This window comes from Streptomyces sp. NRRL F-2580, from assembly GCF_000720115.1.
Taxonomy (GTDB): Bacteria; Actinomycetota; Actinomycetes; order Streptomycetales; family Streptomycetaceae; genus Streptomyces.
In genome coordinates this window covers 108,296-131,955 of the sequence record NZ_JOIR01000015.1, presented here as the reverse complement: position 1 = coordinate 131,955, position 23,660 = coordinate 108,296, and the positions used below count along the sequence as shown (strand labels likewise).

General features: G+C 71.5%; 23 protein-coding genes and 4 pseudogenes. 16 read left to right on the top strand and 11 right to left on the bottom strand.

The annotated features are described in order from the left end of the window. Positions 1 to 438 precede the first annotated feature (438 nt). Positions 439 to 1,227, bottom strand: a complete 789-nt coding sequence (locus IF88_RS0119155) for a DUF5677 domain-containing protein (RefSeq protein ID WP_158754456.1) — start codon at positions 1,225 to 1,227, stop codon at positions 439 to 441. A gap of 92 nt (positions 1,228 to 1,319) precedes the next feature. Here IF88_RS0119155 and IF88_RS45515 point away from each other — a divergent pair. Both IF88_RS45515 and IF88_RS0119150 read left to right on the top strand, forming a co-directional pair. Next, positions 1,320 to 1,589 (top strand): annotated as a pseudogene (locus IF88_RS45515) (transposase); the annotation flags it as partial. Positions 1,590 to 1,685: 96 nt separating this feature from the next. After that, positions 1,686 to 2,482: pseudogene (locus IF88_RS0119150) on the top strand (IS630 family transposase); the annotation flags it as partial. Between the two features lie 5 nt (positions 2,483 to 2,487). On the opposite strand, the gene IF88_RS46585 reads toward IF88_RS0119150, so the two are convergent. Further along, positions 2,488 to 2,892, bottom strand: a complete 405-nt coding sequence (locus tag IF88_RS46585; RefSeq protein ID WP_158754454.1) for a hypothetical protein — start codon at positions 2,890 to 2,892, stop codon at positions 2,488 to 2,490. A 202-nt stretch (positions 2,893 to 3,094) separates the two neighbouring features. Between IF88_RS46585 and IF88_RS0119140 the strand changes: the two genes are divergently transcribed. Further along, positions 3,095 to 3,463, top strand: a complete 369-nt coding sequence (locus tag IF88_RS0119140; protein WP_234323594.1) for a hypothetical protein — start codon at positions 3,095 to 3,097, stop codon at positions 3,461 to 3,463. Between the two features lie 86 nt (positions 3,464 to 3,549). Here IF88_RS0119140 and IF88_RS40525 read toward each other — a convergent pair. From IF88_RS40525 to IF88_RS0119125, 3 genes and pseudogenes are all read right to left on the bottom strand, one after another. Continuing rightward, positions 3,550 to 3,876 (bottom strand): annotated as a pseudogene (locus IF88_RS40525) (hypothetical protein); the annotation flags it as partial. 49 nt (positions 3,877 to 3,925) lie between these two features. Next, entirely contained in the window at positions 3,926 to 4,684 is a 759-nt protein-coding gene (locus IF88_RS43690) for a hypothetical protein (RefSeq protein WP_078892984.1), read from the bottom strand. Continuing rightward, on the bottom strand, positions 4,677 to 8,522 hold the full coding sequence (locus IF88_RS0119125) for a DUF6531 domain-containing protein (RefSeq protein ID WP_051837154.1): 3,846 nt from the start codon (positions 8,520 to 8,522) through the stop codon (positions 4,677 to 4,679). The genes IF88_RS43690 and IF88_RS0119125 overlap by 8 nt, the downstream gene beginning before the upstream one ends. 56 nt (positions 8,523 to 8,578) lie before the next feature. On the opposite strand from IF88_RS0119125, the pseudogene IF88_RS49055 reads away from it, so the two are divergent. The 3 genes and pseudogenes from IF88_RS49055 to IF88_RS0119115 form a co-directional block, all read left to right on the top strand. After that, positions 8,579 to 8,692 (top strand): annotated as a pseudogene (locus tag IF88_RS49055) (hypothetical protein); the annotation flags it as partial. A 138-nt stretch (positions 8,693 to 8,830) separates the two neighbouring features. Continuing rightward, positions 8,831 to 9,295, top strand: a complete 465-nt coding sequence (locus IF88_RS47905; protein WP_030713401.1) for an NPCBM/NEW2 domain-containing protein — start codon at positions 8,831 to 8,833, stop codon at positions 9,293 to 9,295. 195 nt (positions 9,296 to 9,490) lie between these two features. Further along, positions 9,491 to 10,615: a glycoside hydrolase family 64 protein gene (locus tag IF88_RS0119115; RefSeq protein ID WP_078892989.1), complete on the top strand. Its 1,125-nt coding sequence runs from the start codon at positions 9,491 to 9,493 to the stop codon at positions 10,613 to 10,615. A gap of 59 nt (positions 10,616 to 10,674) precedes the next feature. Here the strand turns inward: IF88_RS0119115 and IF88_RS0119110 are convergent, their stop codons facing one another. Beyond that, entirely contained in the window at positions 10,675 to 11,010 is a 336-nt protein-coding gene (locus IF88_RS0119110) for a hypothetical protein (RefSeq protein WP_063754815.1), read from the bottom strand. Positions 11,011 to 11,416: 406 nt separating this feature from the next. Between IF88_RS0119110 and IF88_RS0119105 the strand changes: the two genes are divergently transcribed. The 5 genes from IF88_RS0119105 to IF88_RS0119085 are packed head-to-tail and all read left to right on the top strand — an operon-like array spanning position 11,417 to position 15,720. Then, entirely contained in the window at positions 11,417 to 12,955 is a 1,539-nt protein-coding gene (locus IF88_RS0119105) for a sensor histidine kinase (RefSeq protein ID WP_030713384.1), read from the top strand. Positions 12,956 to 12,961: 6 nt separating this feature from the next. After that, positions 12,962 to 13,369 carry a roadblock/LC7 domain-containing protein gene (locus IF88_RS0119100; RefSeq protein WP_030713382.1) on the top strand — a complete coding sequence of 136 codons (408 nt, stop codon included), beginning with the start codon at positions 12,962 to 12,964 and terminating at the stop codon, positions 13,367 to 13,369. Beyond that, positions 13,366 to 13,725: a DUF742 domain-containing protein gene (locus tag IF88_RS0119095; protein WP_030713378.1), complete on the top strand. Its 360-nt coding sequence runs from the start codon at positions 13,366 to 13,368 to the stop codon at positions 13,723 to 13,725. Before IF88_RS0119100 ends, IF88_RS0119095 begins: the two co-directional genes overlap by 4 nt. Next, on the top strand, positions 13,706 to 14,326 hold the full coding sequence (locus IF88_RS0119090; protein ID WP_030713376.1) for a GTP-binding protein: 621 nt from the start codon (positions 13,706 to 13,708) through the stop codon (positions 14,324 to 14,326). Before IF88_RS0119095 ends, IF88_RS0119090 begins: the two co-directional genes overlap by 20 nt. Then, positions 14,323 to 15,720 carry a cytochrome P450 gene (locus IF88_RS0119085; RefSeq protein ID WP_030713373.1) on the top strand — a complete coding sequence of 466 codons (1,398 nt, stop codon included), beginning with the start codon at positions 14,323 to 14,325 and terminating at the stop codon, positions 15,718 to 15,720. Before IF88_RS0119090 ends, IF88_RS0119085 begins: the two co-directional genes overlap by 4 nt. 55 nt (positions 15,721 to 15,775) lie before the next feature. Here IF88_RS0119085 and IF88_RS0119080 read toward each other — a convergent pair whose 3' ends face one another. Both IF88_RS0119080 and IF88_RS0119075 read right to left on the bottom strand, forming a co-directional pair. Beyond that, the gene (locus tag IF88_RS0119080; protein ID WP_051837148.1) at positions 15,776 to 16,903 is read right to left on the bottom strand and encodes a terpene synthase family protein; all 1,128 of its coding nucleotides are present in this window, start codon (positions 16,901 to 16,903) and stop codon (positions 15,776 to 15,778) included. Then, positions 16,900 to 17,814, bottom strand: coding sequence for an SAM-dependent methyltransferase (locus IF88_RS0119075; RefSeq protein WP_030713366.1), 915 nt, complete (start codon positions 17,812 to 17,814; stop codon positions 16,900 to 16,902). The genes IF88_RS0119080 and IF88_RS0119075 overlap by 4 nt, the downstream gene beginning before the upstream one ends. A 373-nt stretch (positions 17,815 to 18,187) precedes the next feature. Here IF88_RS0119075 and IF88_RS0119070 point away from each other — a divergent pair, with 373 nt between their 5' ends. Next, on the top strand, positions 18,188 to 18,550 hold the full coding sequence (locus tag IF88_RS0119070; RefSeq protein ID WP_030713365.1) for a transglycosylase family protein: 363 nt from the start codon (positions 18,188 to 18,190) through the stop codon (positions 18,548 to 18,550). A gap of 21 nt (positions 18,551 to 18,571) precedes the next feature. Here IF88_RS0119070 and IF88_RS0119065 read toward each other — a convergent pair whose 3' ends face one another. Together IF88_RS0119065 and IF88_RS0119060 are read right to left on the bottom strand one after the other, a co-directional pair. Next, a complete protein-coding gene (locus IF88_RS0119065; protein ID WP_037806317.1) occupies positions 18,572 to 19,096 on the bottom strand; it encodes a VOC family protein in 525 nt (174 codons plus the stop codon). A gap of 170 nt (positions 19,097 to 19,266) precedes the next feature. Further along, positions 19,267 to 20,004, bottom strand: coding sequence for a VOC family protein (locus IF88_RS0119060; protein WP_030713356.1), 738 nt, complete (start codon positions 20,002 to 20,004; stop codon positions 19,267 to 19,269). Between the two features lie 319 nt (positions 20,005 to 20,323). Here IF88_RS0119060 and IF88_RS0119055 point away from each other — a divergent pair, with 319 nt between their 5' ends. The 4 genes from IF88_RS0119055 to IF88_RS0119040 are packed head-to-tail and all read left to right on the top strand — an operon-like array spanning position 20,324 to position 22,989. Continuing rightward, complete coding sequence (locus IF88_RS0119055) at positions 20,324 to 21,010, top strand: HemK2/MTQ2 family protein methyltransferase (RefSeq protein WP_051837145.1); 687 nt, start codon at positions 20,324 to 20,326, stop codon at positions 21,008 to 21,010. After that, a complete protein-coding gene (locus IF88_RS0119050; protein WP_051837143.1) occupies positions 20,994 to 21,251 on the top strand; it encodes a CDGSH iron-sulfur domain-containing protein in 258 nt (85 codons plus the stop codon). Before IF88_RS0119055 ends, IF88_RS0119050 begins: the two co-directional genes overlap by 17 nt. A gap of 8 nt (positions 21,252 to 21,259) precedes the next feature. Next, complete coding sequence (locus IF88_RS0119045) at positions 21,260 to 22,324, top strand: iron-containing redox enzyme family protein (protein ID WP_051837163.1); 1,065 nt, start codon at positions 21,260 to 21,262, stop codon at positions 22,322 to 22,324. After that, positions 22,321 to 22,989 carry an HAD family hydrolase gene (locus IF88_RS0119040; RefSeq protein ID WP_030713348.1) on the top strand — a complete coding sequence of 223 codons (669 nt, stop codon included), beginning with the start codon at positions 22,321 to 22,323 and terminating at the stop codon, positions 22,987 to 22,989. Before IF88_RS0119045 ends, IF88_RS0119040 begins: the two co-directional genes overlap by 4 nt. 34 nt (positions 22,990 to 23,023) lie before the next feature. Here IF88_RS0119040 and IF88_RS0119035 read toward each other — a convergent pair whose 3' ends face one another. Further along, the gene (locus IF88_RS0119035) at positions 23,024 to 23,557 is read right to left on the bottom strand and encodes a flavin reductase family protein (RefSeq protein ID WP_030713339.1); all 534 of its coding nucleotides are present in this window, start codon (positions 23,555 to 23,557) and stop codon (positions 23,024 to 23,026) included. Between the last annotated feature and the right edge of the window lie 103 nt (positions 23,558 to 23,660).

Here is a 23,660-nt window from a genome sequence, read left to right as displayed (position 1 = left end):
TCGCCACTCGCTATGACAAAACCCGCGAGTCCTACCAGGCAGCCGTCACCATCGCGTCCCTGTTCCTCTGGCTAAAGCCCCTTTGAAGACACTGCCTAGGCGGGGGACCGCAGGTGTGACCGGAGGTGGGACCCCCCGAACTCGGTGATCTTCCATTTCCACAGGTCAGTGGCCGTGGGCAAGCCCCTTTCGTAAAACGACACCTCTTTGACCCGCGACAGCCGGGGTGAAGAGGAGCCTGTTCGAGGTCGGGGCGGAGGCTGCGGTCGCGGCGAAGGGCCAGCCGTCTGAGGAGCCGGGGCACGCCCGTGTCGCGGCCTCTGCTGGCCAGGACCGCACCCGGTGCTCCCGACCGTACTCGCTGCCCCGATCACCCAGGTCAAGGTCCGTCCCACCTCCAAGAGCCTGCGCTGGCGGCGCGGCAGCCCCTCACGTCCGCTACAGCGGGCGGGCGCGTTGGAGGTTCAGCAGCGTCCGAGGCAGGCCAAGATCTCCGAGCGCTTTGTCGATGGTTGGCTTCATCGGATTTCCCACGAGCAGCGGGCTGATTGCCGCTGCGGCCTGGAGCAGGGCCACGGGGATCCAGAGACGCTCCGCGGTGATGTCCGCCTCGCCGCCCTTGGGCTCGGTGGTGAATTTCAGTTTGCCGTCGTCGACGACCAGGAACGCGTCGGCGGTCGCGCCGATGGTGTGAGAGTAGGCGGACTGATGTCGGTAGACGGGATACACGTCGGGCGTCCCGTAGGCCACGAGCAGGGTGTCGAAGTTGCTCAGCTCGCCGAGCAGCTTCTTGTGCATGCGCTCGCTCTCGGCGTTGGCGAATACGAGCGGTTCAGCCGGTGCCACCGTCACGGGTTCCGGCAGGTTCCAGGTCGCGTCGACGTTCTTGGCGAACTTCCGCTGGTGCTCGCTCCAGTACGCGGAGAGCGCGACGACGGCCGGCACTCCGGTGTCGGCGAGCCAGTTCATGGCGTAGGCGTGCCCCAGGAGGTTGCGCATCAGGGGCGCGGCCTCCACGGTGTAGCCCTGGTCGTACAGCGAGACCATGGCCTTGGCAGTGCGATTGGTGAACTGCCACCAGCCCATGAGCGGGCGAACGACGTCTCGGTGCTCGACCAGCACCCGCACTCCTTGGCTGGTGACCTCATCGGCCGCCCGCAGGATTACTGGGATTACCGCCTGGCAGCGCCGCAGGCATTGCTCGTTAGGACCAAACTTGTAGACCATGCCGCGAACCTACCGACGGCCGCCCGTACGAAGTACCCGGTATTCGCTCACCGCCGGTCACCCCGCCAGCCTGCTAGGGCCTGTGTGATGGCGTGATCAACTCCTGGCTTCTGCCTCTTCGCGGGGTGGAACCCGGTAGGACTGTGGTCGTGACACGCAGGCAACTCACCAATGCCCAGTGGAAGTTCATCGAGCCGTACCTGCCGATCGGTAGGTACGGCCCGTACCCGGCGGTTGCGGGAGCAGTTCGAGGGGTGATCTGGCGGTTCAGGTCCAGTGCCCAGTGGCGGGAGATGCCTGCCGAGTTCGGCCCGTGGGCCACCGTCTACGGCCGCTTCCGCGTCTGGCGCGACGCCGGTGTCTTCACCGCCCTGCTGGAAGGCCTGATCGCCGGGGGTGCCCGCGTGGGAAGGCTCGGGCACGCACGGCAGCCGTGCCCGCGGCCCGTCGGCGCACGGCACGGCTATGAAGACGAACGCTGGACCCTGGCTCGGGTCCAGACGTTGATCTGCCGGCATCTTCGGGTGAGCCTGTCGGTGGCGACGGTGTGGCGGCTGCTGAAGCGGCACGGCTGGTCCTGGCAGGCTCCCGCTCGCAGAGCCGTCGAACGTGACGAGCACGCGGTAGAGCTGTGGAAGAAGGAGGTGTGGCCGCGGGTAAAAGCCTCGCGGCGGCGTCCGGGGCCTGGATCGTCTTCGAGGACGAAGCCGGCTTCTCGATGACTCCGCCCCGTGCCCGCACCTGGGGCCGACGCGGGCAGACCCCCGTCATCCGCGTCCGTGGCAGGTCCCGCCGCCGGACCTCGGTCGCCGCGCTGTGCTGCTACAAACCCGGCGAGAAGAGCCGCCTCATCCACCGGCCCCGCGGCCATCTCCTGCTCAAGGGCGCACGCAAGAGTTTCTCCTGGAAGGACTACCGCGACCTGTTGGTGCGGGCACACATCCAGCTCGACGGCCCGATCGTGGTGGTCTGGGACAATCTCAACACCCATCTGGCCGTCGGGCTGAAACAGTACGAGGACGAGCATGACTGGCTCACCACCGTCCGTCTCCCGCCCTATGCGCCCGACTTGAACCCCGTCGAGGCCGTCTGGTCACTGGTGCGCAGAGCGATGGCCAACACGGCCTTCGACACCCCTGACGACCTCGACCGCACACTCCGCCGCGAGTTACGCAGAATCCAGCTCCGACCCCACCTCATCGACGGCTGCCTCACCGCCACCGGCCTAACCATCAACCCACCGACCCCACCCTGAAAACCTCAGTAGCTCCCCTGCGGCGCCGGCGGCCGCACCCACGACGCAAACCGCTGACCAGGAGCTGCATCGGCGCGCCAGTACCGCAGAACCGTTTCGTGCACGACCTCGAACCGTTCCGCGGCGATGAGACAGGAGACGGGTTCCAGCCCGCCCGCGTCCGCCTCGAAGGCAACGAGAACAGGCGATTCTTCGCCGATCTGGCGGGTGACTCTCGCGACTTCCTCGCTTGTTGGCGCACGGAAGACCGGATCGAGGAACTTCGCCGGGCAACTGACGAGGGTCGGATCACCGAAGACGAGCTCCAAGCCGTGGTAGTAGGTGAGGTCATGCCCGGCCGCGAGCCGAAGCTCAGCTGCATCCCAGGCGATGACGTCCCAGTCCCACCAGGACCCCTCAGGCAGCTGCATGCCCACCTGCTGCCGTTGCGAGTCCACCCTCAGCCCTCTCATCCGTTCGAACAGATCGACAGGCTGCACACGGACCCAGCGCGATGAACTCGACTTCCTACCCGCCTGAGGTGTCTGGGCCGCCATCACCCTCATGACCCGCAGGATCGTCCAGAAGAAGATCTCCAGAGACCGACGCCAGGACAAGCGAGAATAGAGCCTCGTGAACGACGCCTCAAAGTGGCCCACAGGCAAGCTGACCGGACTCCGCCTCGGGAGGAGACTGGTGGCGGAGGTCCCAGCAACGCGGACAGACCGCCGCGCATTCGTGGACATCACTCCCAGGCAGACCCCCCGCGACTCCGAGGCACGCGCGCAAGGCTGGGTCCACAACGACACGGACCGCACCTTCCGGCTTGAGCACTGGGAGTACGCCAGCGAACTCATCGACGGCTTCGACTACGACATTGGGGCAGTCCTCGTCGCCTCCGCGGAGGCGCCCGACGAGTCTGAGCTAGTAGACGTCCTAACCCAGTGGCAACTCAGTCCCCACCAGTTCGTCTACCCCTGGGACAGCGATGACCCCAAGTAGCCGTGGGGGCATGCCTCAACGAACCCAATCCTCACTCATCATGAGCGGCTCAGACACAGGCACGACAGGGTCCGGTGGCCGGTCGGTCAGGGGCGGGTGGGGCTTGGATCGAAGAGGGGATCGAGCGGTTCGCCTTCGTACCCGACGACGAGACAGGCCGCGGCCACCGGTCCCCCAGAGAGCTCCATGAGCCGGGCCAGGGCCGCCGCCTCGGATGGCAGGCCGGCCGGGTCGAGACCGAGGGCCCGGGCCGCGCGGTCGCGTCGCCGGTCGAGGTCGGGCAGGTGCTCCCGGTACTCGTCGGCGACCGCCAGAAGTTCTTCGGCCGTCCGCCCGGGAGCGTCCCGCCACCACGGCGCCACGAGGCACAGCCGCACCAGCTCCGGCAGCCCGAGTGCGAGTGGGCCAGCCTCGTCGTGTACGGCGCGAAGGGCTTGTCGTTCACGACGAAGTCGGCCCAGGTCACGAGGCTGCCCCCGGACCCTGCTCGATGCGGTCCAGCAGGGGCTCCGCCCACTTCGGGAGGGCGGACGCCGCCGGGCGGGGCGGGCGGGGGTCGGAGGTGATGCCGATGCCTCCCGCCGGGTCGCCGTACACGAACCGCTGGGACCACCCCAGCCAGGAGCGGACGAACAGGTTCGCGCTCCACGCCAGGGCCAGCGCGCCGCGCAGCCCGGGGACCTCGTACCAGTAGCTGGTGAGCACCACGGCGCGGGAGACCGCCTCGTCCGGGTCCCCCGGCCGGGAATCGGCGGTGAGCCCGGCGGCCAGCACCGATGCCGCGAACCGATTGTCGGCGAGCAGCCCGCCGCTGTCGCAGACGACCGCGTCCAGCAGGTCCGCCGGGAGGCCGGCGGCGGCATGCTCCAGCCTCGCCAGCAGCGCGGGCAGGCCCGGATTGCCGACCGCCTCCGGGTCGGGAACCACCCTCAGGTCGGCCGGCAGCCGCTCGTCCCCCGTGCGGGCGGCCAGCAGGTGCACGTACGCCAGCGCGCGCAGGGTCTGCCAGCGGCAGAGCGTGTCGAGCAGCTCGGTCCGGGAGTTGCGGAAGGCGAGCCGCACCGGCCAGTCGGCCGCCCGGACGTCGTTGCCGAGCGCCCGCAGCTCCGCCGGCAGCGGGGCCGGGAAGACCCGGCTCTGGCCGGGGTCGTAGGACGGCTCGGCGCGGTAGCCCGGCCAGCCGGGTGCAGGATCGCGGGGGATACCGCTGCGGCTACTCATTCACTTCGTCCCCCTTCGGGGTCCGCCACTTCGCGGTGTCCTTGCCGTCCCGCGGAGTGATGTAGTTGGAGAGGTCCTCCGGCTCGATGTGGTACGCGTGGATCATATGGTCCTGGCGGATGATGGCCACCGGCCTGGACGGGTCCAGGGTCTTGTCGATGATGATCCGCGCCCCCGTGTCGCTGTCGACGTAGTTGGCCGGCGATTGCAGATGGCCCCGCAGGTACTTCTCCAGTTTCACCTCGTCTTTCCCGATGCCCTGCAGGTAGTGGTTGTCCTTGCCGCTCTCCGCCTCGTTGAGCTGGTGGTCGACGCCCTGCGCCGCCCGGGTGCTGTCCGAGTACGGGGCCAGCCCGAAGGGGTCGCACCACCCGTGGGGGTTGGCGACGTACGCCACCGGGTTGGGGGCCGCCGCCAGGCCCAGCGGGTCCGGGCTCAGGTAGCGGGCGGTCTCGGGGTCGTACGTGCGGAAGTAGTTGTGGTGCAGGCCTGATTCGGCGTCGAAGTACTGGCCGGGGAAGCGCAGCGGCGTGTAGGCCGTGGCGTCCCGGTTCCAGGCCGTGGATCCCCACAGTGTGGAGCGGCTGCGCCAGGCCAGTCCGCCGCGCTCGTCGACGAGTTCGGCGGGTGCGCCCACCAGGTCGGTGACGATGGCGTAGAACCGCTCGTCCACCACCTCCTGGCTGGCGCCCAGGATCCGCTCCGTCTGCGCGAGCGGCTGCAGGCCGCGGTGGTCCCAGGTCACGGCGATCCCGCCGGCCTCCTGCGCCGCGGCGGCGGTCCGCTGCTCGCACAGCACGGTGCCGTCCCAGGTGAAGACCGTGCGCTGGGCCACCTCCAGGCCGTCGGGCGTCATCCGTTCCTTCGCCGTCCGCCGTCCCAGCGGGTCGTACGTGTACCGCCAGCGCGTCCCGTCCGGGGTGGTGACGGCCGTGATTCGGTCCTCGGCGTCCCACTCGTAGCGCCAGGTGTCGGGCTTGCGCGAGAGCCGGGCCTTCTGGCGGAGCACGACCCGGCCGAGGACGTCGTACTCGTGGCGGACCCGGCCCGCGCCGATCAGCCGGGTGCCCTCGTAGGTGCGCGGTCCGGTGGCTTCCCCGCCTCCGGGATGGGCGCCGGGCCAGTACGCGGAGGTCTGGTTGCCCACGTCGTCGTAGGCGTAGCGCTCGGTCCAGTTACCGGCGTGCACCGCCGTCACCCGGCCGCGCGGGTCGAGGTCGAAGCTGCGCGGGCCGGCCAACAGATCGTCGACGCCGGTCAGGACCCCGTCGGACCGGTAGGTGTAGCCGCGGCGCTGCACCACCCCCTGTCCTGCGCCCGTGAGCCGCTGCTCCACCAGCCGGCCGGTCTCGTCCCACGCCTGGTCGAGGGTGACGGCGTCGCCGTAGGTACGGCTGAGCTCCTGGCCCGCCGCGTCGTGCGTGAAGCCGATCCGGCGGCCGGACGTGGTCAGGGCGTCGTAGCGGCCTGCGGCGTCGTACGCCCAGGCGGCGACGGCGCCCGTGGGGGTGGTCCGGCCGGTGCGGCGCCCCATGGCGTCGTAGGTGTAGGTGAGGGTGCGGCCGTCGACCGTCTCCTGGAGGATGCGGCCCGCCCGGTCCCGCAGCCGGGTCAGCACGCTGTCCCCGCACACCGCGACGGCGAGCCGGTCGAAGACGTCGTACTCGTACGTCGTCACCGTGCCGCCCGCGTCCTTGCGGACGGTGTGCCCCAAGGCGTCGCGCTCGTACGTGATCCGCTGCCCGAGGGCGTCGGTGCGGGTGACGAGCCGGCCCGCCGGGTCGTAGGCGTAGTCGAGCACACGGCCGTCGAAGTCGGTCTCCCGGATGAGCCGGCCCGCCGGGTCGTAGGTGTACTCCCAGGTCATGCCCTGCGGGTTGCGGACCCCGGTCAGCCGCAGCTCGGCGTCGTACGTGTATGCGTGGCGCGCGCCGTCCGCGTCGGTCCGGGCGGCGAGCAGGTCGAAGTGGGTGTACTCGAAGTGCACCCCGCCGCCGTCGGGGCCGTCCCTACGGGTCAGGCAGTTCCCCTCGCCGTCATACGTCCACGAGCGGCGCCGGCCGTCCGGGTCCGTCCGGTGCAGCGGCTTGCCCTCCACCGTCCATTCCATGCGGGTGACCGCTCCCAGGGGGTCGGTGACCGCCGTGACCCGCCCGAAGGCGTCCCGCTCGTACGTGGTGGTGGCGCCGAGCCGGTCGGTGACGGCGAGCGGCAGCCCGGCCCGGTCGGTGCGGATCCGCGTGACCGCCCCGCGGGGGTCGGTGACGGTGGTGAGGTGGCCGCTCTCGTCGTAGCCGAAGTGGGTGACCGTCCCGTCGGGGCGGCTGACCGCGGTGCGGTTTCCGCGCTCGTCGTAGGTCTGGTGGACGACCGATCCGTCCACGGCGACGACCTTGACCGGCCGGCCGAGGTCGTTGTACTCGGCGCGGGCCTCCCGGCCGTCGGGCCGGACGTAGGAGACCATGCGGCCCGTGTCGTCGAAGGTGCTGCGGGTGGTGTGGCCGAGCGGATCGGTGAGCGCGGTCCGCCGGCCGCCGCTGTCGTACTGGTACCGGGTGACCGCGCCGAGCGGGTCGGTCTCGGCCACCACCCGGTACCGGTCGTCGATCAGGTACTGGCGGGTATGACCTGCGGCGGTGGTCACACGCGTCACCCGGTGGCGGGTCTGCGGGTCCACGTCGTCGTAGCGGAAGGTGAGGGCGATGTGGCCCGCCTCGCCGGCCTCGGCGACACACCGGTCGAGGTCGTCGTAGGCGTACTCATAGCGGCGCTCGTTCGTATCCGTCCAGGAGGTGATGCGGGCGCGGTCGTCGTAGGTGAACCGCAGAGGCAGACCGGAGGAGTTGGTGACCTCGGTCAGGTTCCCGTCGGTGTAGCCGTACGCGAGGACGCGGCCGCCGCCGGACAGGTGCAGGGCCGTAATCCGGCCGCCTTCGGTCCCGAAGTGCAGCCGGTAGCCGCCCGAGTGGGTGAGACCCAGCGGCGTGCCGTGCTCGTCGTACTCGAAGACGACGTGGTTGCCGTTCGGATCCTCGAACTGGGCGATCGGCGCGATGCCGTTCTCGGCGCCGTCGGCCGGCGGGACGAAGCGGCGGACGGCGCCCGTCAGCGGGTCCGTCAGCGTCCAGTCGCCGTCAGGGGTGCGTGCCAGCGGGTGGCGCGGGCCCGACGCCGACACCGGCAGTACGGGCACACCGGGCGCGGGATGCGGATAGCCGACGAGGAGGCCGTCCTCGGAGACCAGGACGACGCCCTTGGCGTCGATCTCCAAGTGCTGGTCGATCGTGGAGGACCAGGTGGGGCCGAACCAGCGGCCCGCCCGGTAGCCGGACTCCGCACGGCGCGTGAACGCGAACGGGAACGTGCCGGGCAGGACCACGTCCGTCTGCGGGAGGTACATCCGGCCGGTGGCGAGGTCGACGGGGTCGGTGCCCTCACTGGCCTTGTCCGGGTCGGGCCGCTCGCCGTGGTGCGGTCCTTTCCCGTCCGTCTCCTTGCCGCCCGCGCCGTCCAGGTCGTCCAGGTGCTTCGCGGCCGTGCCGGCCTTCTTCCCGGCGCCGAGGCCCTTGGTGCCGGCGAGTTCCGGGAGGAATTTGCCGACGCCTTCGGTGGGGTCCTTCATGAAGTCGTCGAGCATCTGCTTGCCCGTGCCTATGGGGTCGTTGACCGCCACGAGCAGGCCGGCGACCGTCGAGTTGAGGTTGGTCCGGTACTCGGCGGGGTGGGTGAGGTTGTACAGGTCGAACGGGGTGACTACGCGGACGAAGTTGGCGAGGCCCGCCGTTCCCTTGAGGACGCCCCCGGCCAGGTGGGTTTCCGCGATCTCCAGGTAGTCCATGCCGTCTTTGAGCTGTTCGGAGTACGAGGGCTTGGGAGGGGCGGCGTCGCGCGAGCCTGGGCAACGGCTCCGGCAAGCCCTGGACCCGCGCGCTCCTCGCGCTGCGCGCCCCGGCCGGCTGGCAGGTCCGGGCGACCACCGCGACCGGTCAGGACCCGCTGGCCGCCGGTGCCGCACTGACGACGACCTGGAAGGTCACCCCGCCGGCGACGGCCGCCGCAGGCACGCAGTGGCCGCTGACCGTCGACGGCACCGCGGAGTCGGCGACAGGACCCCTGCGCTACTCCGCCACGGAACGGGTCTCCACGGTGCCGCCGGCGCCGGTCGCCGACGCCTATCTGAGCGATCTGGCGTGGGTGTCGGCCACCAACGGCTGGGGCCCGGTGGAACGTGACCGCTCCAACGGGCGCAACGCGGCCGGGGACGGCACGCCGATCTCGTTCGGCGGAGTGACCTACGCGAAGGGGCTCGGCGTCCACGCACCGTCCGAGATCGTCTACCACCTCGGCGGAACGGCGGACCGTTTCACCGCGCTCGTCGGCATCGACGACTTCTCGAAGAACCAGGCCGCCACCGCCGCGACGAAGGCCTCGGTGAGGGGCGACGGGAAGGTGCTGTTCACCAGCGGCAAGCTGACCGGTGCGGGCGGTCCCGTGCGGGTGGACCTCGACGTGCGCGGGGTGAAGCTGCTGCACCTGGTCGTCGAGGACGCCAACGCCAACACGGCGTTCGACCACACCTCCTGGGCCCTCGCCCGGGTGACCGTGGTCTGAGCCGGAGCGCCTCTCCCTCCGGGCGGTGTCGGTCCGGGCTGTGTCAGTTTCATTGACAGAAATTGAACACAGCTCGATTCTGAGAGCGCTCTCAGACATCAATAGTCGTCAACAGCCGTCAGGAGGAAGAATGTGTTCCGCCTATCGAAAGTGATCGCGTCCGCTGTCTCGGCCCTGGTCGTCGCCGCCGGCGTGATGGTTCTCGGTCCGTCGCCGTCCGCGGAGGCCGTACCGGCGACCATCCCGCTCACGATCAAGAACACCTCGGGTCGCGGCGAGCCGGTCTACGTCTACAACCTGGGCACCGAGCTCGCGACGGGCCGGCAGGGCTGGGCCGACGCCAACGGCACCTTCCACCCGTGGCCGGCGGGAGGCAATCCCCCCACGCCGGCGCCCGACGCGTCGATCCCGGGCCCGGCCAACGGGCAGACCAGGACGATCCGGATGCCCAAGTTCTCCGGACGCGTCTACTTCTCCATCGGACAGAAGATCGTCTTCAAGCTCGCCACCGGCGGCCTGGTGCAGCCCGCCGTGCAGAACCCCTCCGACCCCAACCGCAACATCCTGTTCAACTGGTCCGAGTACACGCTGAACGACGCCGGCCTGTGGATCAACAGCACCCAGGTCGACATGTTCTCGGCTCCGTACGCGGTGGGCGTGAAGGCGGCGGACGGCACGGTCAGGAACACCGGGAGGCTGCGGCCCGGGGGCTACGACGCCGTCTTCGGCCAGCTGCGGGCGGCAGGCTGGGGCGGACTGATCCAGAACCGCCCCGACGGCACACCGCTGCGCGCGCTCTCGCCCGGTCACGGCATCGAGGCGGGCGGGATCCCGGCCACCGTCATGAACGACTACGTCAACCGGGTCTGGAACAAGTACAGCTCGTCCACGCTCACCGTGACCCCGTTCGCGAACCAGCCGAACACCAAGTACCACGGCCGGGTGTCGGGCAACGTCATGAACTTCACGGACGCCTCGGGAGCGGTGGTCACCAGCTTCCAGAAACCGGACTCCGACAGCATCTTCGGCTGCTACAAGCTCCTGGACGCACCCAACGACCTCGTCCGCGGCCCGATCTCCCGCACCCTGTGCGCGGGCTTCAACCGGTCGACGCTCCTGACCAACCCCAACCAACCCGACGTGAACGGCGCCGGCTTCTACCGTGACGCCGTCACCAACCACTACTCCCGCGTCATCCACGCACAGATGGCCGACGGCAAGGCGTACGGCTTCGCCTTCGACGACGTGGGAGCCCACGAGTCGCTGGTGCACGACGGCAACCCGCAGGAGGCCTTCATGACACTGGAGCCGTTCAACTAGGCCTTGGCCGGGGAGCTGTCCGGACCGGTTCGAGGACCTCGAGGGGGGACCGGCCCCGGTCAGTGGTCGTGGCGCGCGCCGTGTTCCAGTGACCGGGGCCGGCCCGCGCCGGCACCGGGGCCGGGGCCGAGGGGCAGCGGGGGTGCGTGCTCGCCGGGCCCGGTCGCGGTGAGGGGGATGCCGAGGCTCTGGCACATCCGCTGTGCGCGGGCCAGCGCGCTGAAGGTCATGGGGGAGGGCGCGTCGGTCGGCAGCTCGACCGTGACCCGGGAGGGGCGGTGCGCGTGGACGAGGGACTCGATCTGCAGGGCGGCCGCGGACCGGTTGGTGACGTCCAGCTCCTGCAGGATCCGCACGTGCAGGGTGTCCTCGGCGATGCGGTGACTGATGACCATGCTGCGCCTCCTGTCCACCGGGATCCCGACGGCACCAGCCGTGTGGGGTGCCTGGCCACCAGTGTGGGGCAGTCGACCCCGCACCGCGCGCCCCGGAGATGACCTAGCGCATTTCCGGCCGGGGCGCCACTGCTGGCAAGGGGGTGCGGCCGGAAGCGATCGGAGGGGTGAGCACCCGTTCACACGCCGCGAACGAGTTCGGCACCCCGCCGACCTCCCGCTACACCGCCACGCGCCGCGGAGGGGACCCCGTCGGCGCCGGAATTCGGCGCTGACCTTGGCGCATATCGGTTCCTCCGGTCCGATGAACTCCAACGAAACCGCACGTGCGGGAACTTGGGCGTAGTTATGCTCCCGCCCACCGGTCAGAAGGTCCCCCTTTTTTTTCGATAGTTCGAGGACGCCGATGGAGCAAAGAGAGATTCCCCCCGAAAGCGCCCACGTGGAGGGGAGAGCAAGCCGGATGATGCCCACGATCGCGTTCGTGGCCGCCGCCTGCCTGGTCGGCGCACTCGCCTCCTCCACAGCACCGGTCGGCACCGCCCTGATCGCCGTGGCCGCCGTGTGCACCGCGGCGGTGTTCGTCGAAGCGTTACGGCGTGGCCGCGCGCTCGCCGCCGAGCGCGCCCAGGTCGCGGCCATGCGGCACGCGCTGTCCCGGCAGGAGACCGAGGCGGCCCGCCTGTCCCAGGTGGTGCTGCCCGAGGCCATCGAGCGACTGCGCAGGGGCGAGCTGGCCGAGGAGGTGCTGACGGCCCTGGGAGGGCGCGGTGGCCAGGGCGACCGCTGGGGCAACGACGAGGCGCTGACCCCGGGCTTCCGCGCCGCTCTGCAGGCCGTGCTGTCCCACGTCATCGACGCCGTCGACAACGAGGAGAGCCTGCGCGACTCGGCGCAGCGGGCCTTCGTGAACGTCGCCCGCCGCGTGCAGGCGATCGTCCACCAGCAGGCCCACGAGATGCGCGAGATGGAGGACCGGCACGGCAGCAACCCCGACGTGTTCGGCGACCTCCTGCGACTGGACCACGGCACCGCCCTCATCGGCCGCCTCGCCGACTCCATCTCGGTCCTCGGCGGCGCGCGCCCCGGCCGCCAGTGGAGCAGGGCCGTCACCCTGTACAGCGTGATGCGCGGCGCGATGTCGCGGATCATCGACTACCAGCGGGTGGAGCTCCACTCGGTCTCCGAGGTCGCCGTCGTCGGCCCGATCGTGGAGCCGCTGATCCACACCCTGGCGGAGCTGCTGGACAACGCCACCCGGTACTCGCCGCCGCACACCCGGGTCCACCTCACGGCCGTCGAGGTGCAGTCGGGCATCGCCGTGGAGATCGAGGACGGCGGCCTCAGCATGAGCGAGGAGGCCCGTGGACGCGCCGAGAAGATGCTCGCACAGGCGCAGTCCGGGATCGACCTCAACGACCTGGGCGAGACGCCGAGGCTGGGCCTCGCGGTGGTCGGCCGACTGGCACAGGCGTACGGGTTCCAGGTCTCCCTGCGCTCGTCCGCGTACGGCGGCGTGCGCGCCGTGGTCATCGTGCCGCAGCACCTGATCACCACGGCGTCCTCGGCGACGGGTCTCGCCCACGGCATCGGCTCCTCCTCGGGGCCCAGGGCCGTGGCCGCCACCCCGCGCGAGCACCCCTTCGACCGCTCGTCGGCCGGTGTGTCCGCGCCCCGGCAGGCGCCGGCCCCGGCGCACAGGCCGGCGCCCGCCGCCGCAGGCGGCCAGCCGGACACCGGACGCACCGCGACCGGCCTGCCGCAGCGACGCCGGAAGGACCGTGCCACCACCTTCGACGTCCGGCCGGCCGCGGAGCCGCAGCCGGCGGACGGCCAGGGCCCCGGAATGTGGCTGGAGGCCTTCCACAGCGGACTGTCCGGCGCGCCCGGCCACGACGCGCCGGGCGCCGAGGGCGCGTCGGGTTCAGCGACCAAGGGGGCGTAAGCAGTGATGACTCAGCGAATCAGCAGCATGGACTGGATGCTCAAGGACCTGGCCGCCGGAGTGCCACAGACGCGACACGTGATCGTCCTGTCCGCGGACGGGCTCTGCGTGGCGCAGTACGGGGCCGAGACCGACACGGCCGACCGCCTGGCGGCGGCCTGCGCGGGCCTGCAGAGCCTCGCCGGAGCGGTGGCCGCTGAACTGCCCCGCTCCGAGGGCAGGATGCGCCTGGTCGTGATCGAGATGGACGGCGGGTTCTTCTACCTGATGGCCGCCGGCGACGGTTCGTACCTCGCGGTCCTCGCCGACGAGGGCGTGGACGCGGGCCTGATGGGCGCGCAGATGCGCAACCTGGTGACCCGAATGGGGGACCACCTGAGCAGCCCGCCCCGACATGACGGGCAGCCCGCGTGAATGAGCCGCCCACAAGCTGGGAGGACGGCAGCCCCGAACGGCTGTACGTCATCACCGGCGGACGCAGTGGACCTTCCACTGCCGTCCATCTGGACCTCGTGACCTTAGTCGTGGCCAAAGGGCACGCCCGGCCCGAGATGCAGCCCGAGCAGGCGGCCATCCTCCGGATGTGCCAGTCACCGCTGTCGGTGGCCGAGATCGCCGCGTACGCGGGCCTGCCCGTGAGCGTCGTCACCGTGCTGGTCGGAGACCTGATGGCCGTTCAGCGCGTGTACGTCCGTCCGCCCGTTCCCGCCGCGCAGCTACCCGACCTTGCTCTGATCGAGGCAGTGATCGATGGACTTCAGAAACTCTGACCTGCCCGCCGGGCCGTGCGAGGCGGACGTACTCCCGCAGACGGCCGCGGCCGCCGTGAAAGTCGTCATCGTCGGCGGCTTCGGCGTGGGCAAGACGACGATGGTCGGTGCGGTCAGCGAGATCAAGCCGCTGACGACCGAGGAGACCATGACCCGGGCCGGCGTCGGTGTCGACGACACCTGGGGCGTGGCCCGCAAGATCACCACCACCGTGGCCATGGACTTCGGCCGCATCAGCATCAACGACGAACTCGTCCTGTACCTGTTCGGAACACCCGGTCAGGAGCGCTTCTGGTTCCTGTGGCGCGGACTCTTCGAGGGCGCGCTCGGAGCGGTCGTACTCCTCGACACCCGACGGCTGGAGATCAGCTTCGACGTCATCGGACGGCTGGAGGAGCGGGGCGTCCCCTTCGTCGTGGCCGTCAACTCCTTCCCCGGCGCGCCCGAGCATCCGGTGGAGGAACTGCGCCAGGCCCTCGATCTGCCCCCCGCCGTCCCGATCCTCGTCTGCGACGCCAGACGGCGGGACTCGTCCCGCGACGTCCTGCTGACCCTCATGCGCTACCTGCACTCCCAGGCAGCCACCCAGGAGGCAATGTGAGCACCACCCCCACACCCCCGCCCGAGTGCCCCGCCCACGCCGCGGCGGCGACGGCGGGCGGCCTGTACCGGCTCCACGGAGCGGAGGCCGAGGCCGACCCCCTCGCGCTGTACGAGAAGCTGCGGGCCGAACACGGCGCGGTGGCCCCCGTACTGGTGAGCGGGGACCTCCCGGCCTGGCTGGTCCTCGGCCACCGGGAGAACCTGGACGTGGCGCGCACGTCCTCGCGCTTCGCCCGCGACCCCCGGGGCTGGCGCGACATGAGAGAGGGCCGGGTCCCGGCCGACACGCCGCTCGGCCCCATGGTCTCCTGGGTGCCGGTGTGCAACTTCACCGACGGACCCGTTCACGAGCGGCTGCGCTCGGCCGTCGTGGAGTCCCTGGAGCGCTTCGACAAGCGCGGCATCCGCCGCTACGTGACCCGCTTCGCCAACCAGCTGGTCGACCAGATCGCGGCCGAGGGGTACGCCGACCTGGTGTCGGCCTTCTCCGACCAGCTCCCCATGCTGGTCATGACGCAGCTCATCGGGGCCCCCGACGAACACGGACCCCTGCTGGTCAACGCGGCACGCGACATGCTCCAGGGCACCGAGACCGCCCTCCAGAGCGACCGCTACGTCACCGCCACGCTGGAAAACCTGGTCGTGGAGCGCAAGGCCCGGCCCGCCCGCGACCTGGCCTCCTGGCTGATCGAGCACCCCGCGAACCTGAGCGACACCGAGGTGCTGATGCACCTGCGCGTCGTGCTGATCGCGGCCTACGAGACCACCGCCAACCTGATCGCCAACACGCTGCGGACCGTACTGACCGACCCCCGCTTCCGGGCCAGCCTCTCCGGGGGCCACATGACCCTGCCCGACGCCCTGGAACAGGTCCTGTGGGACGACCCGCCGATCAACACGATCATCGGGCGCTGGGCCACCGGTGACACCCTGCTCGGCGGTCAGCAGGTGAAGGCCGGCGACATGATCCTCCTCGGCCTGGCGGCGGGCAACGCCGACCCGCAGATCCGGCCGGACCCCCATGTCTCCGTCCACGGCAACCGCTCCCACCTGGCCTTCAGCAGCGGACCGCACGAGTGCCCGGGCCAGGACATCGGGCGCGCCATCGCGGACACGGGCATCGAGGTCCTGCTGGACCGGCTGCCCGACCTCCAGCTGGCCGTCGACGCGAGCGAGCTCCAATGGCGGGGCACCCTCATGTCACGCCACCTGCTCTCGCTGCCGGTACGGTTCGCCCCGCGCTCCGTGCCGATCCCGCAGCCCGAGGAGGAGCAGCCGGCCGGGCACCCCGTCCACGCGCTCATCCCGCCGCAGCCGACGGCGGCGCCCACGGTCGGCGGCCGCCGTCGCCGTGGCGTCAGCTGGTGGCGCCGGCTGTTCGGCCGCCGCTGAGGCAGGCCGTCCGCGCCGAGGGCCCCGGCCGAACCGGCCGGGGCCCCGACCGTGCTCAGTCGCGTACGCGCCGCCACCAGGAGGCGAGGGCCGGCAGATCCGGCGGCTCGGTTGCGTCGACGCTGGGGGCATCGGCGTACTGGAGTGCGAGCCGGGCCTCCGCGAGCGGCAGTTCGTGCCGATTGCGGGGGCTCGCGTACCGGGGGGCGCTGCTCTGCCACGCGATGGAGCCGGCCATGTAGTGACCCAACGCGGCCAGGTGACGGCGCAGTTCCCCGTCCACGCCACCCGCTGTGTCCGCACTGCTTTCCAACTGCGCCCGCAGCCTGGTGAAGAGGACCATCACCCGGTCGCGCAGGGCCACCGCGAGCGGCACCGCCTCGGCGGGGGAGCAGTTCTCCTGGTGGGCCAGGACGTTGACGAGGTTCACCTCGCGCGGCACCAGATGGTCGTCCTTGTCGTAGGAGAACAGGTCGTTGTCCGCGCTGACGACGAACCCCGCCGCGTCCGTCAACGCCGTCAGGGCGGGGGAGCAGAGCACGTCCGCCGGCAGCCGGTCCCCGCGTGCGACATCGGACCAGGTCAGGGAGAAACGCGTACCGTTCGCCAACGGCCCCATGGCGACGAAGTCGTTCAGCCCCGGCATGGTCCCCGCCTCGGCCTGGGCGGCGCGCCAGGCCGCCCCGAGCAGCCAGTCACGCGTCCCCTCGACGAACCGGCGCAACTCGTAGGGGGTGAGCAGGGCATGGGTGCGGCCCACCAGGTCCAGGAGCGCGCGGGTCATGGGTCCCTCGGGCAGCACCGACGCCCCGGGGTCCTCGATGGTCCGCAGCAGCCGCGCCCCGTGTTCGACGACGGCGCCGGTCCCCACCTCGTCGGAACCCGAATCCTGCCAGTCGTCCACGGCGTTGGCCCAGTAGTTCCACTCGGTGAACAGCAGGAGCGCCTCCACGTTCCCGTCGGGAATGATGCGGCAGGAGAAGTCGGCGCTGTGGGTGGCGAGTCCCCACGCGCGCTCGACCGGATCGGGGTACAGGCCGAAGGCGTCCAGCCACTCGGTCGCGCGGGCCTCCACCTGCTTCGCCTCGGGATGGAGGAGGTCGCGCTCCAGGGGGCAGTAGAACGGCGGCAGGCCCGTACCGAGGAGCGAGGGCCGCGGCGCCGGTGCGGACGACGCCGTCATCGGCCACCCCCCAACCGGAAGCGCAGCAATCTGGTCTGCACCGCGTGGTCACGCCAGAGCCGGAAGAACCTGCTGTGTGCGAGCGTCGACTGTTCGAGCCGTTCGCGGGTCCACGCGCCGGGCTGGACGTGGGCGCCCGACCGGAGGCGGTCGAGTTCGGCGGTGTTCCACGCCATGGACTGCACCCAGAACTCCGCCACCGAGTCCGTCACGTCCTCCTCGTGTACGAGTTCGAAGCCGGCCGCCTCGGCCGCGGCCAGGTATTCCCCGCGCACCCCCAGCCGCGTTCTGTAGTAGTCGTCGATGAACTCGCGCCACTCGGAGCGGCCCATGAAGTGTTCCTGGATCCCGAACCATCCACCCGGCTGCAGTGCCTTGGCGACGACGTCGAAGAGCCGCGCACGGTCGGTGTAGCCGCTGCTCTCGTTGGCGTAGACGGCGTCGTACGCACGGGTCTCGTCCAGGTCGTGCACGTCCGCCAGTACGGGATGGACCCGCCCGCCGACACCGGCGTGCCGGGCGAAGTGCCGGACGATCGGGATGTGTTCCCCGGCGACGGTGAGGCTGGTGACCGATGCCCCGTGCTCCTGCGCCCAGTACAGCGACGTCCCGCCCAGGCCGCAGCCGATGTCCAGCAGCCGCCGGGGAGGTGCCTCGTACGCGCCCCAGGTGCGGGCCGCGTGCTCGACGATCCGCTCCTGGGCGTCGAGCATGCGCTGTTTGAGCATGTTCTGGGAGACGGTGGTGTCCGGCGGGCCGTCCGGGTACAGCCCCACGTGGAAGTGGACGCGGGGACCCGGGCCGTACTTCTGGAGGATCTCCTGTGTCTTGTGGCTGTAGTAGAGCCGTATGTCGTCCGTGGCCGAGCCCTGCTCGCTGCCTAAGGACGATACGAGAGGTGTGACGCGCATGGGGTGTCCGCCCTTTCGTGGGGTAGGGCTGCCACCGGGACGCGGTCACTACTCTCACCGCGTCCCGACAGGCACACTGTTGAAGCACGGACCATCGTGGCACTTCGGGAGCGCCACGTCAGCCCACTGGAGCAACACGAAGCCGCATCCGCGGCGCGGGCGATCGGCCGGGTGGAGCGCCACCCCAGGGCCCCGGCGGGCCTGCGCGAGGGGTCGTAGAGCGTCCGTTCGGGTGGCGTCTTCCCCTCGTGGACCGCAAGTGCCGCGGGAAGCGCGTCGGTCCGTGCTCTGCTGTGGCCACGACCCGAAGGCGGTCGTACGCGGGCCCGCCCGCTGTTCGCGGCAGGTCCGCCCCAACAGCGAAGGAGGACTGATGTCGTGTCACCGGAAGGACCGGCGCAGCCGGCGCATGCTCGGCCAACTGCTCGCTTCAGCGGTCTTGTTGACCGTGGCCCTGTTGGACGTGTCCGGGGCTCACGCCGCCGCTGTCCACTCCAGACCGAAAGCCGACTGGGACGCCATCGCCCGATGTGAGTCCGGTGGGAACTGGCGGGCGAACACCGGCAACGGCCATTACGGCGGACTGCAGTTCACCCAGTCGAGCTGGAAGGCCGCCGGAGGCCGCAAGTACGCGTCGCGCGCCGACCTCGCCACGAAGGCGGAGCAGATCGCGACGGCGCGCAGACTCGCCAGGATCCAGGGCATGGGGGCCTGGACCTGCGCACGCCGGCACTGAAGGCCCGGGAAACGGGGCGGATCAGGGAGACGGGTGTCGGCGGGCGCCGGCCACCCCGGCCTCCCGCCCGCCGAGTTCGGCGTCGAGGGTCTCCTGGGCGATGCGCATCGACTCGGCGTACTTCGGCTCGGACATCCGCTGCCAGACCCGGTCCGGTGCGACGTCCTCGACCCGGCTCGTCACCCACCAGATGTTGCCGAACGGGTCGCGCACCCGCCCGCCGCGGTCGCCCCAAGCACTGTCGATGGCCTCGGTGACGACCGTCGCCCCCTGCGCCACCGCGGCGGCCATGGCGGCGTCGGCGTCGGGGACGTAGACGCGCAGGAGGGAGGGCATCACCGGCCAGTCGGGCCTGCGGTCGAAGGCCAGTACGACCGTGTCGCCGACGCGGATCTCGCCGTGGCCGACGGTGCCGTCCTCAAGTGGCACGCGGGCGATCTCCTCGCCGTCGAAGGCGGCGGCGATGAAGTCGAGCAGCGCGCCGGTGTCGTCGGTGACGACCCACGGCGCGACGCTGGTGTATCCCTCGGGCGCGGTGTGCTTCATCGGAAGGTCCTCTCCGCCGGTTCCTGCTGGCGCGAGCTGTGTGCTGACGCGTGACGGCGTGTGACGGCGTGTGCCGACGGGACGACCGTAGGACGGGACCAGGTGAACAGGTCAGGTTCCGTCCTGGAAGCGCGGCGCCGTGCCACGACTCCGGCCGCCGGCCGGGCTGGTCAGGTGAGCGTGTCCTGGGGCGCCACCACGGTGAAGAGCGCCCCTTCGGGATCGGCGAGGACGACCCAACGGCTCATGCTGGACGTCTGCACGGGGGAGGCGGTCCGGCCGCCCAGGCGGGAGGCGGCTTCGACGGCGGCTTCGAGGTCCGGCACGCGGAAGTGGACGTGCCATCGGGGGCGCACCTCGGGGTCGGGCGCCGCTTCGAGCGCGCCGCCGCTGATGCGGGCGACGGTGTCGCGGCCGTGGCGCAGGACGACGTGGGCGTGCTCGTAGGAGACCGTGCAGCAGGACGGCCGCTCGCTGCCCCAGTCGAGCACCTCCCCGTAGAAGATGGCCGCGGCGAACGCGTCGCGGGTCCGCAGTTCCAGCCAGGCAGGGGCGCTCCCCCGGCCGACGGACCAGTCGGGGACGACCTCGCCCTGCCAGAAGCCGAACACAGCCCCGGCGGGGTCCGCCGCGAGGGCGGCCCGCCCGGTGCCGAAGGCCAGGGGGCCGACCGCCATGGTGGCGCCGCGTTCGCGGATCCGCGAGGCGGCCACGTCGGCATCGTCGACGGCGAAGTACGGCGTCCACAGCACCGGCGCGTCGGCGCTCCCGCCGAGCGCGCCCACACCCGCGACGGGAGCCCCGTCGCGGAAGGCGACCATCATGCCGTGCCCCAGGTGCGTGGGACGGAATTCCCAGCCGAGCACGGCACCGTAGAACCGCTGGGCGGACCCGAGATCGCGGGCCAGCAGGCTGACCCAGCACGGGGCACCGAAGATCTCGTGGCTCGACGTCGACACAGCTGTCAGCCTCATCTGCCGCTCGGGTGGGACGGGACCCTTCCACGGTAGACCCGGCCGTGGCGCCGGGCCGTGAGCCGCGGTCCGAACCGGGCCGGTGGGCGCGCCGCACGGTCACCGGCCGTTCCCGTTCCGACTCTGTTTCCGTGTGATCCTCCGAAGATCGACGCGATTCCGGATGGGGACCGTCTGACGGGGCAGCCGCACAGTCCCATCCGTTACGCGGTCCGCCACTGCCGGAGCCGCGATCGACCCCGGAGGTAACGCGGTGTCCAGTACGGCTCTCACCTCGGGCACCCTGCCGCTCGGCCTGTTCGCGTTGCCGGGTGTCTACCGGCCGCAGGCGGACACCTGCCTCCTCGCGGAGGCGCTCGCCCACGAGGAGCTCGGGCCGCGGACCGACGCCCTGGAGATCGGCACCGGCACCGGCGCACTGGCCCTGCACGCCGCCGGCAGGGGAGCCCGCGTCACGGCGGTCGACGTCTCCTGGCCCGCCGTGCTCACGGCGCGGCTGAACGCGTGGCGTCGGCGCCTGCCCTTGCGCGTCCTGCACGGCGACTTCGCCGCCCGCACCGCCGGGCGCCGCTACGACCTGGTCGTCGCGAATCCGCCGTACGTCCCCGCGCCGGGGGCCCGGCTCCCGTCGCACGGGCCGGAGCGGGCCTGGGACGCCGGCCCGGACGGGCGCGGCGTCATCGACCGGATCTGCGCGAGCGCCCCTGACCTGCTGCGACCCGGCGGTGTGCTGCTCCTGGTGCACTCGGGCATGTGCGGAGCCGAGGCGACCGTGGACCGGTTGGCCGGCGCGGGGCTGGCGGCGGAGGTCACGGCCAGGGCTTCCGTGCCGTGGGGGCCGGTCCTGCGTTCACGACGGGCCTGGCTGCAAGGTCAGGGACTGGCCGGCGAGGCCGACGAGTGGGAAGAGCTGGTGGTCATCCGTGCCCGGAACCTCTGAGAGCGCCCCCGGCCCGGACCCCCGCCCGGCCCCACGCCGGGTGTCCGTGGATCCCGAGGGCCCGGTCCTCGTCGAGGGGCCGGTCGAGATCGTCCTGGCCGACGGGAGGGTCGCCCGCTCGGACCGCTTCATGGTCGCGGTCTGCACCTGCCGCCGCAGCCGTACGTACCCCTGGTGCGACACCAGCCACCGACGTCGCGAGCGGGCCGACCCGCCGCCGCCCGAGGACAGGACCCCGTGATGACCCTGATGTCCCCTCCCAGCCCCGGCACGCAGGCTCCCGCCGCCGGCCCCCGCCTGGCCGAGGGGCGGGGCCCGCTGTCCTCGGCGGTGGCCGAGGCCCTGCGGTCCGGCGGCCCGCCCGCGTACGCCACCGGCTCCGTACTGAAGGCCGACCCGTGGGGTGAGGACCTCCAGCTCGCGCTCTACCTCCTCTACGAACTGCACTACCGCGGCTTCGACGGCGTGGACGACGAACGCGAATGGGATCCGGACCTGCTGCGCCTGCGCGGAGCCCTCGAAACCCGCTTCCTCCACGCCCTGCGCACCGACCTCTCCGACGCCCCCCGAACGGTCGAAGCGGCCTTCGCCCCGCTGCTCGTCGAGCCCGTCGACCTCTCCGGCAGCCTCAGCCACCACCTCGAAACGGAGGGAGAGCTCTGGCAGTTGCGCGAGTACGCCGCCCTGCGCTCCCTCTACCACCTCAAGGAGGCGGACCCGCACGCCTGGGTCATCCCCCGGCTCACCGGACGGGCCAAGGCCGCCATGGTCGCCATCGAGTACGACGAGTTCGGCGCCGGCCGCGCCGACCGCATCCACGCGGAGCTCTTCGCGGCCCTGATGACCGACCTCGGCCTGGATCCTTCGTACGGCCACTACCTGGACCGCGCCCCCGCGCCCCTGCTCGCGACCGTCAACCTCATGTCACTCCTCGGTCTCCACCGGGCCTCGCGCGGCGCGCTCATCGGCCACTTCGCGTGCGTCGAGATCACCTCGTCGCCCGGGTCCAGGCGCCTGGCCAAGGCCATGCGGCGCTGCGGGGCGGGACCCGCCGCCGAGCACTTCTACGCCGAACACGTGGAGGCCGACGCCGTCCACGAACAGGTCGTACGCCACGAGGTCGTCGCAGGCCTCCTCGCCGACGAGCCCGGCCTCGAGGCGGACGTCGCCTTCGGGTGCGCGGCGACCGTACTGCTGGAGGACCGCCTCGCGGTCCACATCCGGGAGGCCTGGGACCAGGGGCGCAGCGCGTTGCGTTCGCCCCTGCCGGTCCGAGCGGTCCCGGCTGCCGAGCCCCACGGGAGGCGGACATGAACCGTGCCGCACTGTTCGACGTCGACGGCACCCTCGCCGACACCAATCACCTGCACGTCGTCTGCTGGTGGGAGGCCCTCCGGCAGGCGGGCCACGACGTCGCGATGCACGACATCCACCGCGCGATCGGACTGCCCGGCGAGGACCTCCTCGCGCACCTGCTGGGCGAGGACCGGGACACGGGCGAGGACGACGCGCTCAGTGCCGCGCACACCACCCTCTACGGCACGTACTTCGACAGGCTGCCCCCGTTGGACGCGGCGGCCGAGCTGCTGCGCGAGCTGGACCGCCGGGGCTGGCGGGTCGTGCTCGTGACCTCGGCGAAGGACGCCGAGCTCGACGCGCTCAGAAGGGCCGTCGGGGCGGACGACGCCATCACCGCGACGGCGAGCTCGGAGGACGTGAGCGAGGGCAAGCCCGCACCCGATCAGGTGCACCACGCCCTCGGCCTCGCCGACGCCGCCGCAAGCGACGCCGTGTTCGTCGGCGACACGGTCTGGGACATGCGGGCGGCCTCCCGGGCCGACGTCGCGGGCGTGGGTCTGCTGTGCGGCGGCATCCCGCGGGGGGACCTGGAGGAGGCCGGGGCCAGCGCCGTCTACCGGCACCCCGCCGACCTGCTCGCGCACCTCGACAGCAGCCCCTTCGCCGAGCGCCGGCGGTGAGCAGTGGGTCCTCGGCCGTGAGCCTGTGCGGCCGTCACGCGGGGTGGCCCGGAGAGATGTCATCGGCGTCGCTGTAGCGCAGCAGCCCGGCCTCGAACCCGTCGGCAGCGCCCCCGTCCCCGATCCCGGTCCCATCCCCGTCCTCCGGCGGGCCCTCCTCGACCGGTGCCAGCAGGAAACCCACATGGTCGCCGCCCTCGATCTGCCCCTCGATCCTGCCGACGAACCAGGTGCGCACGTCCGCCAGCACCGGACTGCCGTGACCGCTGGGCCACCAGGAGACCTGCGCGAGTTTGTCCACCCGGTCGCCGGTCTCGCCGCCGAACAGCTCCGCCAGGCCGTGCTGGTCCCGGCGCAGCACGTGCACGGTGAGGTACGTGGCTCCGCGCGCCACGCGGTAGGTGCGATTGACCGTGGACAGCCACACCACGAAGCGCGGCGGGCGGATCGAGCACTGGGAGGCGAACCCCACCAGGCATCCCGCGCGCTCGCCGCCGGCCGCGACCGTGACCACGTACATCGGGCCGTCGAGTACGCCGGTGAAGGCATCGAGCCCGGTCTGGGGCATGGGCACTCCTCTCATCACCGCTGAGCGGCTACCCGGCCCGTCGTCGCTCGAACCACACGCACCCCGCTTGGCCGCACGGCGCGGGTTTGCCCGGCGGTGACAG